The sequence below is a fragment of the Kribbella sp. NPDC055110 genome, from assembly GCF_053607525.1.
Genome location: NZ_JBSGTS010000018.1, coordinates 23219 through 38690, shown reverse-complemented (window position 1 = coordinate 38690; position 15472 = coordinate 23219). Strand labels below are relative to the sequence as shown.

The following is a 15472-nucleotide window of genomic DNA, read 5'->3' as shown; positions in this document are numbered from 1 at the left end:
GGTCAGCTCCCGACCATGTAGATGGATCGCATGACCTCGCCGATGGTGGTGACGCCGGTCTCGACGAGCCGGATGCCTTCCTCGGTCAGCGTGCGCATCCCTTCGTAGCGGGCCACCTTGCGGATCTCGTCGTGCGCGGCCCGGTCGACGACCAATTCGCGGATCGCGTCCGACACCGGCATCAGCTCGTAGACACCGGTCCGCTCCAGGAACCCGGTGTGCGCGCAGAAGTTACAGCCCGCGCCGCGGACGAAACCGTTTTCCGGCGTCCGTCCGCCGGCTGCGGCGAGGAAAGCGAGTTCCTCGGCCTTCGGCTCGTAGTACTCACGGCAGTTCGCGCACACCCGCCGTACCAGACGCTGGGAGACCACTGCGGTCACCGAGGACGCGATCAGGAACGTCTCGATCCCCATGTCCAGCAGGCGATGCAGAGCGGTCGCGGCGTCGGTCGCATGCAGGGAGGAGAGGACGAAGTGGCCGGTCAGCGCGGACTGTACGGCGATCCGCGCGGTCTCCACGTCACGGACCTCGCCGACCAGGATCACGTCGGGGTCCTGGCGCAGGATCGACCGCAGACCACCGGCGAACGTGATACCGGCCGCTTCGTTGATCTGGATCTGGTTGATCGAGTCGAAGGTGTACTCGACCGGGTCCTCGATCGTCATGATGTTGCGCTCGGGACTGTTGATCTCACCGAGCGACCCGTACAGCGTGGTGGTCTTGCCGCTGCCGGTCGGTCCGGCGCAGATGACCATGCCGTACGGCGCCCTCAGCAGACCGGAGTACGTCGCGGCCATCCGATCGGGCATCCCGAGCTGTTCGAGGCGGTAGAGCGGGCGGCTCTTGTCCAGCAACCGCAGTACGACCTTCTCGCCGCCGACCACCGCAGTGGCGGAGACCCGGATGTCGACGGGCCGGCCTTCGACGTCCATGCTGATCTGGCCGTCCTGCGGGCGCCGGCGCTCGACGATGTTGAGGTCGGCGAGGATCTTGATCCGGCTCACCACGGCCGGGCCGATCGACCCAGGCAGCTCGAGTACGTCGTGCAGCGCGCCGTCGATGCGATAGCGGACCCGAACGCGGTCGCCGTGCGGTTCGATGTGTACGTCGGACGCGCGGTCACGCAACGCCTGGGTGATCACGAGCTGCACGACCTGGACCACCGGCGCGTCGTCGCTGGCGCCAGGGGTCTCCGCACGGAAGTCCTTGCGCACCGCGTCGCGGGCCTCGAACACCTTGACCCGGTCGTCGATGCCGGTCAGCGCGCGGTACGCCGTACCGATGGCGTGCAGCACGTCTGTCGGCGCCGCGAGCTTGAGTGCCACGTGGTGCCCGAGCGCGGCCTGCAGCTCGCCGACGACAGACGGGTCGGCGACGGCGACCGTGACGACGTCGCCACGAAGCTCGAGCGGTACGGCGACCAGGCTGCGGGCGGTCCGTTCGTCGATCAGGGCGGCCGCGGCCGGGTCTGGGCTGACGGTGCGCAGGTCGGCAAGGTCGAGGTTGTGCTGCTCGGCGAGGTGGCGGGCGCGGGTGCGCTCGATGTGCAGGTCCTGCTCGGTGGCCGCCGGGATGATCTCCGGGTGCGAGTTCGGTGCGGCGTGCCGGGGTTCGGGCCGGTCGGCCTTGCGGAGCTTCATGCCGGCACCCCCGCTCGCAGCCGCGGCCGGGCCTCGACGTCCTTCGGGTAGAGGCTGCGCGCGACCGCATCGTCGTACGTGACGACCCCGTTCTGCACCAGCCTCGACAGGGACTGTTCGAGGGTGAGCATGCCGTCGCGCTGACCGGTGACGACCGAGTTGCGCAACTGGTGCGTCTTGCCTTCCTTGATCAGGTTGCGTACGGCGGCGTCGGCAACCATCACCTCGTACGCCGCGACCAGGCCACCGCCGATCCGCGGAACCAACCGCTGGTACACCACACCGGTGAGCGCGGCGGCGAGCTGCACTCGTACCTGGGCCTGCTGCTCAGCGGGGAACACGTCGATGACGCGGGCGAGTGACTGCGCCGTGTCGTTGGTGTGCAGGGTCGCGAAGACCAGGTGGCCGGTCTCGGCGATGGTGAGGGCGAACCGGATGGACTCCAGGTCGCGCATCTCGCCGACCAGCAGTACGTCGGGGTCCTCGCGCAGGGCGGAGCGCAGCGCATCCGCGAAACTGGCGGTGTCGCTGCCTACCTCACGCTGGTTGACGGCGGAGAGCTTGTGGTCGTGGACATACTCGATCGGGTCCTCGACCGTGATGATGTGGCAGGCGCGATCCGTGTTGATCTGCCCGATCATCGCGGCCAGCGTGGTCGACTTGCCGGAGCCGGTCGGGCCGGTGACGAGGACGAGACCCTGGTGTTTGCGGGCGAACTCGTACAGGACCGGCGGCAGGCCAAGCTCGTCCATCGACGGGATCTGGCGCGGGATCATCCGGAGCGCCACCGCCGTGTCACCGCGCTGGGTGAACGCGTTGCCGCGGATCCGGGCCTCGTCGCGCCAGGAGAACGAGAAGTCGTGTTCGTGCTTGGTGTTCCAGTCCGCGGCCTGCTCTACGGTGAGGACTTCTGCGAGCAGGCTGTCGGTGTCGTCGCGGGTCAGTGGGTCCAGGCCGCTGACGGAGTACAGGCGCCCGTGGACGCGGAGCTGTGGTGGCATGCCCGCGGTCAGCAGCAGGTCGGTGCCGCCGGCGTTCCAGAGCTCTTCGAGCAGCAGGTCGACCCGGCTGCCACGAACAAGACTGATCATGGTGCTTCTCCAGGTGGTGTACGAGTTCACGAAAACCGGTGAGGAAGGGCCTTGGGGAAACCCCTCCCCACCGGCGTCAGGTGGCGATCAGCCCTTGTAGCCGACGCACTTGCTGGCGGCGTTTCCTTCGAGCTTGGTGATCGTGGTCGTGGTCGCCGCGTAGTCCACGTCAGCTGCTGGCTGGTGCAGGAAGCCGCTCGCGACGAGCGCAGCCATGTCAGCCGGGTAGGTGTTGTTCTGCGCGTACGCAGCCTCGGCAGCGACGGAGACGGTCTTCACGTCCGTCTTGCAGGCGCTCTGGGCGCCGCGGTCCTGGATGCCGTTGACGGCGAAGACGACGATGCCGGACAGCACGCCGAGGATGATGATGACCATCAGGAGTTCGATCAGGGTGAAGCCGGACTCGTTCTTGCGGGCTTCGTGGATTCGGTTGAGCATGATGTGATTCGCTTTCTGTTCAAAGGGTTTTGGACGGTCTGTGCTACGCGGAGGGCGGATCGCGACTGCACCTCCCGTCGCTCGCGCCGAGGACATCGGCCAGTCGGCGGACGGCCTGGCTGACCGGGTGGTCCGGGTAGCCGACGGAGATGGGTTCACCCCGGTTGATCGAGGCGGGTACGTCGGTCCAGTTCGGCAGCTGCACCGTGATCGGAGTCCTGACCAGCTGGTCCACGTCGGCGGCGGCCAGATCGGCCCGGCTGTCCGACCGATTGACCACGACGGTCCGGTCGCCCGCGTCGTACAGGAGGTCGAGGACGTCGAGGGTCAGCCGCAGGTTCTTCAGCGACGGCCGCTCCGGCGTCGCGACCAGCACCTGGTGGTCGGCCGCGTCGAGCGCCGCGAGTACCGACGCATTGAACTGCGCCGGCGTGTCGACGACGACGTAGTCGTACACGCCACGCAGTACGTGCAGGAGCTCGGCGACGAGCGTGTGGGGGATCTGTACCGCGTCCCCGGGACCCGTCGGAGCCAGCAGGCAGTCCAGGGCCGGCCGGAACGGGGTCATAAGGCTGACCGCTTGTTCGGCGGTCAGAGATCCTGCCCACTGCAACCCGTCGTACAGACTGCGTGCTGGACGCAGCCCGAGAATGCACGCGACGTCGCCGAACTGCAGGTCCAGATCGACCAGGCAGACGCGGTGAGTGCCGAGGGCGCACAGGGTGACGGCGAGGTTCGTGGCGACGGTTGTCTTCCCGCTGCCGTCCTTGGCCGCGAAAACTGTGATGATGCGCCCGTCCGACATCCCGACACCCCCTGGCGCCACTCTGTGTCACCGCGATGCGCGTTGACTTCGCCTAAAGAGTGGCGGTGCAGCGGATTTCGTCACAGCGGGTGAACGGACGACAGGAGCTGTCGTTCGGTCGACACCCTGTCGTCCGAACGGCCGACAGGGTCAGCCGACGGCGGAATGGAGGCGGAGCGCAACCTGGACATCCAGGGCGCGGTCCGGGGACTGCCAGCCGTCGCCCAGCAAGGCGGTGATGCGGTCGAGTCGCTGCTGCACCGTGTTGGGGTGGATGTGCAGCGACGTGGCGGCCCGGGTCGGGCTCTGGCCGGCGGCGAAGTACGCCTGCAGTGTGCCGATCAGGTCGGTGCCTCGCTGGGTGTCATAGTCGAGGACCTTGCCGAGTACGTCGTGCACGTGAGTGCGTACGTCGACCTCGGACGCACCGACCAGGCCTGCCACACCCAGGTCGTCAGGTGTCGCGGACTCGCAAAGGCGGCCCAGACGGACCATGGTGGTGACCAGGCGTGACGCCTGTCGGTGTGCCTCGACCAACGGCTCTCCCCAGGCCGCGGGGCCTGTCACAGCGATCGTCACGCCGGTGCGCTTGGCCAGCTCGGACAGGTCGCGTGCGGTGGCCGCAGCGCTCGTACGAGCGAACAGCAACACCAGGTCCCCGCCGTACGGACCAGACAGCACCAGTCTGTCTTCCAGTGGTGCGGACAGCCGCGCACGTACGCCGGTGTAGTCGCCGCGGCACACCGCGACGACCAGGTGATCGTGCCGATGGTTGGGAGCGAGTAACCGGAGTCGATCGGTCAGAGCGCGCGGATCGGCGCTCCCACTCAGTACGTCGGCCAGCAGGTCTGCCTGTGCTCGTTGGGATTGCTCAGCGGCCTGTCGACGGAACAGGAGTACGAGTGCGGTGACAACGGCTGCTCGCTCGACGATGCGCTGGTCTGCACCGGACAGGTCGTCGGCACCACCAATGACCAGCGCACCGAGCCGTTCGCCCTTCGCGGTCGCTGCCACGACCCAGCAGTCACCAGTGCGAGTCAATCGACCGGACTCGGACTCTTGCCACGGCACCGGCGTACCGGGGATGCTCCCGGCTACTGCCAGCTCGTTGCCGCTGGCATCGACCAGTACGACCCACACGTCGAGCAACTCGGCCAGTGCGGCGGCGATGGCGTCCACATCGCCACCGGACAACACGATGTCGGCAAACCGGTCATGCGCTGCGGCTGCGTGCTCGACGCCGGCGTGTGCAGCAGACAGCTGGTCCAACGCCGCAGCGGTCTCCGCCGCCGCACGTACCTGTACCAAGGTCACTGCGGCCAGTGTGGCCAGTGAACCGAGCAGCGACACCTCGTCACGACTGAACGGGCGTCGTGTCCGGTTCGACGCGAACAACACACCCACAAACGCTCCGTCGACCACTAACGGCGTACCGCAGATCGCTACCAGCCCTTCCTCTCCGACCGCGTCGTCGATCGGAGTGGTGTGCCGAAAGCGGCGGTCCGACGGGTAGTCGGCAGTCCAGTACGGCTTGTAGGTCTCCGCCACCAGACCGCCGAGTCCTGCGCCAAGGGGCAGCCGCAACTGCTGGAACGCGGCAGAGACGGAGCCGTCGGTGGCCCGCATGTACGTGTCGCCACGCGTCTCGTCGTACAGAGTCAGGTACGCGACGTCCGTGCCGACGAGGGTGCGGGCGCGGTGGACGATGGTGTGCAGTACGCCGCCAGGGTCGCGGGCGGATGCCAGCTCGCGCGCCACGTCGACCAGTGCGGACAGCTCGGCCTCACGCTTCTTGCTGGCGTCCATGCCCGCCCGGATACGCAGGGCGAGGTCGCGTGCCACCGCGTCCTCGCCCGCCGCCCGGGACAGCTCGCTCCCGGACGCATCCTCGGCCAGCAGCCGCAGAAGCTCCTCCATGGCCTACAGCGTAGTGAGATCTCGACGATGTGTTTCGGTGTACGACGTCACCGCGACGATCGAGATCACCGCGCACGCCGCGACGTACACAGCGATCGCATACCCGGAGTCGTACGCCTTCAGCAGAGCGACCGCGATGAACGGCGCGAGACCGCCCGCGACGATCGACGCGAGCTGGTAGCCGACCGAGACACCGGAGTACCTCACCCGCGTCCCGAACAGCTCAGTGAAGAAGGACGCCTGCGGTCCGTACATCGCACCGTGCAGCACCAGACCGACCGTCACAGCCAGTGTCGCGAGTGCGAAGTTGCGAGTGTCCACCAGTGCGATGAACACGAACGCCCAGACGCCGACACCGACCGCACCGATGAGGTACACGGGCTTGCGGCCGATCCGGTCCGACAGCGCGCCCCAGAGCGGGATCGCGAAGAAGTGCACCGCAGCGGCGATCAGTACGGCGTTCAACGCGAACGACTTGCCCATGCCGAGGTGTTCCTTCGCGTACGTCGCGATCACGATGGTGAAGATGTAGTAGCTGACGTTCTCCGCCATCCGCGCACCCATCGCGGTCAGCACCTCCCGTGGGTACCGCGTGATCACCTCGAGAATCGGCAGCTTGTCCGCCGGCTGCTGCTTGGCGCGCGCCTCCTGGAACACAGGTGACTCCTCGATGCGCAGCCGCACCCACAGGCCCACCAGCACGAGTACTGCGGACAAGAGGAACGGAATGCGCCAGCCCCACGAGTTGAAGGCCGCATCCGACTGGAACGCAGCCAGCCCAGCCAGTACGCCGTTTGCGATCAGCTGACCCGCCGGCGCACCGGCCTGCGGCCAGGACGCCCAGAAGCCACGCCGTGCCGGATCACCATGCTCCGACACGATCAGTACTGCGCCTCCCCATTCACCACCCAGTGCGAACCCTTGGATGAGCCGCAGCACCGTCAGCAGGACGGGGGCGAGCGCGCCGACCTGTGCGTACGTCGGCAGCAGACCGATCGCGAACGTGGCAACACCCATCATGAGCAGCGAGAGCACCAGCAACTGCTTGCGGCCCAGCCGGTCACCGAAGTGCCCGAACACCACGCCACCGATCGGACGCGCGAAGAAGCCGACCGCGAACGTGGCGAAGCTCAGCAGCGTTCCGGTGAGCTCCTCACCCTTCGGAAAGAACAGGTCGCCGAACACCACCGATGCGGCGACCCCGTACAGGAAGAAGTCGTACCACTCCACCGTCGTACCGACGAGACTCGCGCCGACCACCCGGACGATCGACGAGCGGGTACGCACTGGTTCTGTAGCTGTCATTGGGCGGGCTCCTCAGTTAGTGGGCGGTCCAGCCGCCGTCGAGTACGAACGAGCTCCCCGTGATGGAGGCGGACGCGGGGCCGCACAGCAGGGCCACGAGCTCCGCCACTTCGGCCGGTTCGATCAGCCGCTTCACCGCGACCGGCTCGAGCAGGACCTTCTCCAGCACCTCTGACTCGGACAGGCCGTGGGTCGCGGCCTGGTCCGCCAGTTGCGCGGTGACCAGCGGCGTCCGGACGTACGCCGGGTTCACACAGTTGCTGGTCACGCCGTGCGCAGCACCTTCCAGCGCGACGACCTTGCTGAGTCCTTCCAGTCCGTGTTTCGCAGCGACGTACGCCGCCTTGAACGGGCTGGCACGGAGCCCGTGGACCGAGCTGATGTTCACCACACGGCCCCAGCCGGCGCCGTACATGTGTGGGAGCGTCTGCCGGATCAGTCGGAACGGTGCCTCCAGCATCAGCCGGAGGATGTAGCTGAACCGCTCCGGCGGGAACTGCTCGACCGGTGCGATCTGCTGTACGCCGGCATTGTTCACCAGGATGTCCACGTCCGTCGGGAGCTCCGACAGCCGCTCCAGCTCGGACAGGTCGGCTACGACGGTCTCAACGCCTTCCAGCGCGTCCAAACCGGCCCGGTCGAAGTCGACGGCCACCACGTGGACGCCGTCCGCGGCCAGACGCTGGGCGCACGCGGCGCCGATACCGGACGCGGCTCCGGTGACGAGGGCTCGACGGGTCTCCATGGCCGATGACTGTAGAAATCCGGACCCCGGCGCACTATGGGATGCGGTCACACAACCCGACGCGGTCGCATAGCCCGACGAGCTACTTATCCACAACCGGACCTATCAAAGCAGCGCGCCACGATAGGTGGACCTATTGTTGAAACATGGTCGATATCGAACCGCCGAAGCGGAAGGCCGCCGGTGTGCCCGCCGTGCTGTCGTCGTTCAAGTTCGGTCTCCGCGAAATGGGGCCGGTGCGCACCGGTCGCGCCTTCCTGAAGATGAACCAGGACCGCGGGTTCGACTGCCCGTCCTGCGCGTGGCCGGATCCGGAGCACAAGCACACCGCCGAGTTCTGTGAGAACGGCGCGAAGGCGGTGGCCTGGGAGGCGACCCGCAAGCGGGTGCCCCGAGAGTTCTTCGCCTCGCATTCGGTCGAGGAGATGGACCGGATCTCCGAGTTCGACCTCGGCAAGCTCGGCCGGATCACCGAGCCGATGCTGCTGCGGGCCGGCGCCACGCACTACGAGCCGGTCGGCTGGGACGAGGCGTTCCAGGTCGTCGCCCGGCACCTGAAGGCGCTCGTCGACCCCAACGACGCCGTCTTCTACACCTCCGGCCGGACCAGCAACGAGGCCGCGTTCCTGTACCAGTTGTTCGTCCGCGCGTACGGCACCAACAACCTTCCCGACTGCTCGAACATGTGCCACGAGTCGTCCGGTACGGCGCTGTCCCGGGTGATCGGCAGCGGCAAGGGCGCGGTCACGCTTGAGATGCTCGAGGAGTCCGAGCTGATCGTGGTCGTCGGGCAGAACCCGGGCACCAACGCGCCGCGGATGCTCACCCACCTCGAGGCCGCCAAGCGCAACGGCGCCTCGATCGTCGCGGTGAACCCGCTGCCCGAGCCGGGCCTGATCCGGTTCATGAACCCGCAGAAGCCGCGCGGCCTGGTCGGTAAGGGTACGCCGCTGGCCGACCAGCATCTGCGGATCCGGATCGGCGGCGACCAGGCCCTGTTCCTTGCCCTCGGCCACCTTCTGATCGAGGCCGAGGCGGCGAACCCGGGCACCGTGCTGGACAAGTCGTTCATCGAGTCGCACACCAGCGGCTTCGACCTGTACGCCAAGCACAACAGCGAACTCGACTGGCCCGCGGTCGAGCAGGCCACCGGGCTGCGGCGGGCCGAGATCGAGGAGCTGGCACAGCGCTTCATCAAGTCCAAGGCGACCGTGGTGTGCTGGGCGATGGGGCTGACGCAGCACCGCGACGCGGTCGCGACGATCACCGAGGTCGTCAACGTGCTGCTCCTGCAGGGCAACATCGGCAAGCCCGGCGCGGGCCCGTGCCCGGTGCGCGGACACTCGAACGTCCAGGGCGACCGCAGCATGGGGATCTGGGAGAAGATGCCCGACGCCTTCCTGGATCGGCTCGATCACGAGTTCTCGTTCACCTCTCCGCGAGCGCACGGCATCGACGCCGCCGCGACCGTTCAAAGATTGCGCGACGGTGCGGTGCGGGTGTTCTTCGCGATGGGTGGCAACTTCGCGTCCGCGACCCCCGACACCCAGGTCGTGCATCGCGGGCTCAAGCAGTGCGACCTGACCGTGCACGTGTCCACCAAGCTGAACCGGTCGCACACGATCACGGGCCGCGAGGCGTTGATCCTGCCGACGCTCGGCCGGACCGATCACGATCACACCGCGGCGGGTCCGCAATCGGTGTCGGTCGAGGACTCGCAGGGCGCCGTACACCTGTCGAAGGGCAACCTGATTCCGCCGGCGCCGGAGCTCAAGTCCGAGATCGGGATCGTGTGCGGGCTGGCGCAGGCCGTCGTACCGGATGTCGGGCAGATTCCGTGGACCGATTTCGCCGACGACTACAGCCTGATCCGGCAGCGGATCGGGCGGGTCGCGGACGGGTACGAGAACTTCGAGGAACGGCTGCGGGACGGTGACGGCGGCTTCCTGCTCGCGCACGCGGCGCGGGACAAGCGGGAATTCAAGACATCCGACGCGCGGGCGCAGTTCACCGCGAACGAGCTCACCTGGTTGCCGACGGAGCCGGGCCGGTTGCTGCTGCAGACGCTGCGCAGCCACGACCAGTTCAACACCACGATCTACGGCCTCGAGGATCGGTACCGCGGCATCCACGGGACCCGCGACGTCGTCTTCGTACACCCGGACGACCTGACCGAGCTCGGCCTCGAGGACGGCGGGTACGTCGACATTGTGAGCGAGTTCCGGGGCGTCGAAAGACGGGCGTCGCACTTCCGTCTGGTCTCGTACCCGACGGCTCGTGGCTGCGTGGCGGCGTACTACCCCGAGACCAACGTCCTGATGTCGGCCGACGACCTCGCGAAGGGCAGCAACACCCCGGTCGCCAAGGGCCTCACGGTCAGGCTGGAGCCGCGCAGCTGAGTGCGTCAGCCCAACCAGGAGCCGACACCGTCCCACGCGTACTCGAGTTCGCGGGCGACAGCGGGATCCGGGAGCCGGGACGTGACCTGGGCGAGCGCTATCCGCATGCCCTCGGACCCACCGTGCGCGTCCAACTGGAGGCCGAGCTCGCGAGCACGGGCCTCACCGGGACCTTCGTCCAGGTACTTCCCGGCCTTACCGATCTCCGTTAGTTCCTGGACGACGGCCTGCAGGTCCAGGCCACCCGTCTGTTCCGATGCGTCGGTCACCGTTGCTCCGATCCGGGTCGAGCTCCCTCACTCGGCAACAGAATGCAGCCGCCGCCTGACCCACGGTTGAAGTATCGCGAGCACAAGGGCCACCGCGGCGGTCGCGAGCCAGAGTCCTGCTGGGCCTGCATTCTTGAGCAGTTGGGTGACGGTGATCGGCGCGATCGTCGTGGCGATACCCCAGCTCAGGCCGAAGACCGCGAGGTAGCGGCCGCGGGCCTCGTCGGGCGCGAGGCCGGACGCCTGGGTGAGGTAGCGGGTCAGCAGGAACAGTTCGCCGAGGCTCCACAGAACCGAGGCGAGCAGGAACACGATGAGGTTGTGGGCGAACGCGCTGACCACGAGACCCGCCGCGACCAGTACGTAGCCGATCGAGATGGCACGGAAGTCGTCGAGGTGCTGCACGCGGAGCAGTCGTTGGGCGACGATCAAGGTGACCGCGGACACCGCGAGGATGATGCCGGTGCCCGACTTGGGCAGTCCCTGCTCGAGCAGCGTCAGCGGTACGCCGATGATCAGCTGCATGTAGATCGTCGCGAACACCGTGCCGCCGGCGAGGAGCAGGAGAAGTCGCCTGTCTCGCCAGACTGCTGCGGGGCGATCCGACGCGCGCTCCCGGCGTACGTCGGGAGGCAACGCGAGCGCGACCAGAGCGGCGCAGGACAAACAGGTGATCGCATCGGCGACGAAGAGCCAGCGGAGGTCCCAGTGGCTGATCGCGGCGGCGAGCAGCCCTGCCAGTACGCCGGCCACGGCGAGCGCCGCGCTGTACAAGCCATACGCGGCGGGGCGATCCTCGGGCTCGGTGACGTCGGCGATCATCGCCTGGCTCGGCGGCTCGTAGATCTCGAACGCGAGGCCGAGCAGGATCGTCGCGAGTACGGCGGACCACAGCGCGTGGCTGAGCGCGATCCACAACTGCGCGATCGCGCAACCGGCCAGACCGAGGACGATCGTGCGGCGGCGACCGAGGCGATCGGCCAGCTGACCACCGAGCAGCCGGGACGGGATCGTCGCGGCCCCGAAGACCGCGAGAATCAGACCGACCTGGCCGAGCGAGGCGTGGAACTCGACCGAGAGCACCACGCCCAGGAACGGGAGCGTGAACGCGCCGATCCGGTTGACGGCGCGAGCGACGACCAGGATCCACACCGTCCGGGAGAGCCCGCGCGCCGTGACGACTGCACTCACCTTGAACCCCCATGACTGTCTAAGTGGCTATGATCGGTCACGCAAGCCTGAGCCTACGGAGGTGACGCGTGACTGGTCAAGTGTCTTTTGATAGTCATGCCCGGAGTGTGCTGGCCGCGTCCGTCGAGTACGTGAACCGGCTGACCCCCGGGTACGCCGGTGGCGTCGAGCACACCGCCCCGTCCGACGAAACCCAGGCGGTCGCGGAGGCGCTGACCGCGATCGGTTACCCGCCCAAGTCCGTGCCGGCGGATGATGCGCGGCGACTGGTGCAGCTCGCGGGGCGGATGCGAATCGTCTTCGAGGCCGCGAACACCGGCGACCTGGACGCCGCCGCAGCGGAGATCAACGCGCTGCTGGTGGACACGAACGCGCGTCCACAGCTCGACCGCGGCAAGGACCGCCCATGGAGCCTGCACTTCCATGGCCCCGACGAGCAACTCGCGAACGGCTGGGCCGCCGGCTGCGCGGCCGGCCTCGCACTCGCCGTCGGCAGCGACCTGGCCGGCCGACTCGGCGTCTGCGCAGCCCCCCACTGCGACCGAGTCTTCGTCGACGTCTCCAAGAACGGCCAACGCCGCTTCTGCTCCCCCCAATGCCAAAGCCGCGTCAAAGCCGCCGCCCACCGAGCCCGCCAAGCCACCACCTGACCCGAACTAAGAACAGGCGCTGGCGACCGAAGACATGGCATACGGTGTGCCCAGTCCCCTGCAGGTGTGCCGAGTCAGCGACGGGTCAGGGTCGGGTTGGCCGGGTCCTCGTTGTTGATGAGGAGCTGCGCGCGTTCGCCGGGACGGACCTGGTCGACGTACAACTGCTCTCCGGGGCTCTCCGCCGAACCGATCGGGTACGCCGTCCGCAACTCAGGCGCCCGCTTGAAGTAGTCGAGCCCGACCCGAACAACGTCCCGCCCACCCCGCCCCCGCAACACCTCCGCCAACTCATCAGCCAACGTCGTCTTCCCAGCCGCCGAACACCCGTCCACCCCCACCCGCACGGGATGCGCACGCCCGACCGCCAACACAACGTCGGCCAACTCCCCCAGAACCGCCGCCCGCTCACCCATGCCCGACATCGTCCGGTACAGCAGGTGCCCCACCCGAACGAATTTCGAATGGGGCACCGCACTGGTCGGGCTCAGCCGACTGGGGTTAGTTCGCGTTCTTCTTCGGGGGCTGGGGTGGCGTGCTTGGCGGTGTTGTCTCGGAGCCACTTGGGGGCCCACCAGTTGGCGTCGCCCAGGAGGGTCATGATGCTGGGGAGTACGACGGCGCGGATGATCGTTGCGTCGATCAGGATCGCGACCGCGAGGCCGACGCCCAGCTGCTTCATGTCCAGCGTGCTCAGGGTTGCGAAGACCGCGAACACGCCGATCATCACGGCCGCCGCGCTGGTCACCACGCCGGCCGAACCGGTGATGCCTTCGGCCACCGCCTGCTTCGTCGGTACGCCACGCAGTACCGCCTCGCGGATCCGGCTGACCACGAACACGTGGTAGTCCATCGACAACCCGAACAGCACCACGAACAGGAAGAGCGGCAGCCAACTGACCACAGCGCCGTTCGACCGGAAGTGCAGCAGTCCTTCGGCCCAGGTGTTCTGGAAGACCGCGGTGACGACGCCGTACGCCGCGCCCGCACTCAGCAGGTTGAGCCCGATCGCCGTGATCGCGACCACCACCGACCGGAACGTCACCATCATCACGATCATCGTCAGCAGCAGCACGAACCCGATCACGAGCGGCAACTTGTCCCGCGTGTGGGCTGCATAGTCGACGTCCGCGGCCACGAACCCACCGACCGCGTACTCGACGCCCGGAACCTTGCCGACCGTCTCCGGCATCAGTTCCTTGCGCAGCTTGGTCAGCGAGTCCCGTGCCTGGTCGCTACCGCCCTCGTACGGCGTGGCGACCTCGAGCGTCGCGACCGTACCGTCCTTGGAGAACCGCGGCTCTTCGAGACCGTCCGACGCGAACAGGCTGTCGCCCTTGGTCCGCTGCATCAGCTCAGCCAACGCGGCCTTCACCGCAGGCTGCTGGTTCGCAGGCGCCCGTACGGCGACCTCGTGGCTGGTTCCCGTACTGGGGAAGGCCGCGGTCAGCCGGTCGTACGCCTTCATCACCGAGGTCGTCCGCGGCAGATCCTCCGTGCCCGGGAACTTCAGCGTCATCCCCAGCGCCGGCGACGCGACCGCGAGCAGCGCCGTGACGGCGACCAGCAGCGTGGCGATCGGGTGCTTCAGGGCCGGCTTGAGAACCGTCGGCCAGAACCGCGGCTGCTTGTTGCCTGCCGTCAGCCGCCACACCAGCGGGATCCGCGGCTTGTCCACCCAGCGACCGAGCTTCGCCAGTACGGCGGGCAGCACGGTCAGCGAACCGACGACGGCCACTGCGACGACCAGGATCGAGCCGACCGCGAAGGACGAGAACACCGCGTCGCGGGCCAGGAACAGGCCGGCCATCGAGATGATGACCGCCGTACCGGAGACGACGACCGCGTGCCCCGACGTCGCTGCGGCGATCTCAACCGCGTCGACGTGACCGCGACCCTTGGCGCGTTCCTCGCGTTCACGGCGCAGGTAGAAGAGCGAGTAGTCGACGCCGACCGCCATACCGATCAGCAGAATCACGCTATTGACCGCATCCACAGCCGGCACCAGCTGCGAAGCCGCCGCCGACAAGCCGATCGCGGCGGCCACCGCGGACAGCGCGAGCACCAGCGGTACGGACGCGGCGATCAGCGCACCGAAGGCGATCAAGAGGATCGCCAGCGTCACCGGCAGGCTGAACATCTCCGCCCGCTTGAAGTCCTTGCCCAGCGTCTCGTTGAGCGCCTTGTCGATCGACAGTCCGCCGACCTCTTCGATCCGCAGGTCCGGGTACTGCTGCTGAATCTTCGCGGTCGTGTCGAGCAGCGGCTGGACGCGCGCGCCGTCGTCCGAACCCTCCGGCACGTCCTTCAGCGTCACCCGCACGATCACCGCGTCGTTCTTCGGCGACGGCATCGGCTGAGCGACCTCCGCGACCCCACCGAGGGCGCGCATCTGCTGGATCACCACCGCCGCGGCCGTGTTCGCCGCCGTCTTGTCGAGCTGCCCGGACGGAGCCGTGATCAGCACGCTCTCGACGTCCGGGTCGTCGAAGTTGCCGGACTTGACGATGTTGTCCGCCCGGGTCACCTCGCCGATGTCACCCTCGTTCTTCGACTCCTTGGTCCCGGTCACCTGCCCGAGCGCGAAACAGGCGATCACGACGACAACCCACATCGCGATCGCCCGCCACGGATGGGTCGCGCTCCAGCGCGCTGCCCGGACCGTGATCTGTCCCCTGGCCATACGTTCCCTGCCCCTCTGCGCACCCACCGGCGCCCCACCCAGCGCTCCCTGGCGTGGCGCTGGCTACGGAAAGAAGCCTCGCCGCCGTGACCCGCCCCCGACCATGCAGGAAGCCCCCCAGGTCACCCTGAGGCAAACCCCACCCCACCCTTTCCCGTACGCCATACGCACCCCGGCCCACCCCAACCTTGGGCCTCCACCAACCGTCCCCAGCCACCCCAAACGGCCAACCAAACCCCAAAGCCGAACGAACGGCCGCGCAGGCGGCCGGGAGGACGGCGCCGGCGCCGGCGCCGCGAGCTGGGGTGGGCGCCAACCCGACTTTGGGCATGACGTCCG

General features: G+C 68.0%; 13 protein-coding genes. 2 read left to right on the top strand and 11 right to left on the bottom strand.

Translation table 11 applies throughout. From position 1 onward, the window contains the following. Positions 1-2: 2 nt before the first annotated feature. The 7 genes from ACWF0M_RS25605 to ACWF0M_RS25575 form a co-directional block, all read right to left on the bottom strand. Positions 3-1640: a GspE/PulE family protein gene (locus ACWF0M_RS25605; RefSeq protein ID WP_452238239.1), complete on the bottom strand. Its 1638-nt coding sequence runs from the start codon at positions 1638-1640 to the stop codon at positions 3-5. Continuing rightward, positions 1637-2731 (bottom strand): type IV pilus twitching motility protein PilT, encoded by a 1095-nt coding sequence (locus ACWF0M_RS25600; protein ID WP_452238238.1) that lies wholly within the window; start codon positions 2729-2731, stop codon positions 1637-1639. The genes ACWF0M_RS25605 and ACWF0M_RS25600 overlap by 4 nt, the downstream gene beginning before the upstream one ends. 87 nt (positions 2732-2818) lie before the next feature. Then, positions 2819-3169 carry a type II secretion system protein gene (locus ACWF0M_RS25595; protein ID WP_452238237.1) on the bottom strand — a complete coding sequence of 117 codons (351 nt, stop codon included), beginning with the start codon at positions 3167-3169 and terminating at the stop codon, positions 2819-2821. 43 nt (positions 3170-3212) lie between these two features. Beyond that, positions 3213-3974: an AAA family ATPase gene (locus ACWF0M_RS25590; RefSeq protein ID WP_452238236.1), complete on the bottom strand. Its 762-nt coding sequence runs from the start codon at positions 3972-3974 to the stop codon at positions 3213-3215. Positions 3975-4124: 150 nt separating this feature from the next. Further along, entirely contained in the window at positions 4125-5891 is a 1767-nt protein-coding gene (locus tag ACWF0M_RS25585; RefSeq protein WP_452238235.1) for a helix-turn-helix domain-containing protein, read from the bottom strand. Between the two features lie 3 nt (positions 5892-5894). Continuing rightward, positions 5895-7196, bottom strand: a complete 1302-nt coding sequence (locus ACWF0M_RS25580) for an MFS transporter (protein ID WP_452238234.1) — start codon at positions 7194-7196, stop codon at positions 5895-5897. Between the two features lie 16 nt (positions 7197-7212). After that, positions 7213-7941 carry a 3-hydroxybutyrate dehydrogenase gene (locus ACWF0M_RS25575; RefSeq protein ID WP_452238233.1) on the bottom strand — a complete coding sequence of 243 codons (729 nt, stop codon included), beginning with the start codon at positions 7939-7941 and terminating at the stop codon, positions 7213-7215. 146 nt (positions 7942-8087) lie between these two features. Here ACWF0M_RS25575 and ACWF0M_RS25570 point away from each other — a divergent pair, with 146 nt between their 5' ends. Next, positions 8088-10340, top strand: coding sequence for an FdhF/YdeP family oxidoreductase (locus ACWF0M_RS25570; RefSeq protein WP_452238232.1), 2253 nt, complete (start codon positions 8088-8090; stop codon positions 10338-10340). 5 nt (positions 10341-10345) lie between these two features. Here the strand turns inward: ACWF0M_RS25570 and ACWF0M_RS25565 are convergent, their stop codons facing one another. Together ACWF0M_RS25565 and ACWF0M_RS25560 are read right to left on the bottom strand one after the other, a co-directional pair. Continuing rightward, entirely contained in the window at positions 10346-10609 is a 264-nt protein-coding gene (locus ACWF0M_RS25565; RefSeq protein ID WP_452238231.1) for a hypothetical protein, read from the bottom strand. A gap of 27 nt (positions 10610-10636) precedes the next feature. Next, positions 10637-11800, bottom strand: a complete 1164-nt coding sequence (locus ACWF0M_RS25560) for an MFS transporter (protein WP_452238230.1) — start codon at positions 11798-11800, stop codon at positions 10637-10639. Positions 11801-11868: 68 nt separating this feature from the next. On the opposite strand from ACWF0M_RS25560, the gene ACWF0M_RS25555 reads away from it, so the two are divergent. Beyond that, on the top strand, positions 11869-12450 hold the full coding sequence (locus tag ACWF0M_RS25555) for a CGNR zinc finger domain-containing protein (RefSeq protein WP_452238229.1): 582 nt from the start codon (positions 11869-11871) through the stop codon (positions 12448-12450). 74 nt (positions 12451-12524) lie between these two features. Here the strand turns inward: ACWF0M_RS25555 and ACWF0M_RS25550 are convergent, their stop codons facing one another. Then, on the bottom strand, positions 12525-12899 hold the full coding sequence (locus ACWF0M_RS25550; protein WP_452238228.1) for a hypothetical protein: 375 nt from the start codon (positions 12897-12899) through the stop codon (positions 12525-12527). A 38-nt stretch (positions 12900-12937) separates the two neighbouring features. Further along, a complete protein-coding gene (locus ACWF0M_RS25545) occupies positions 12938-15133 on the bottom strand; it encodes an MMPL family transporter (protein ID WP_452238227.1) in 2196 nt (731 codons plus the stop codon). Between the last annotated feature and the right edge of the window lie 339 nt (positions 15134-15472).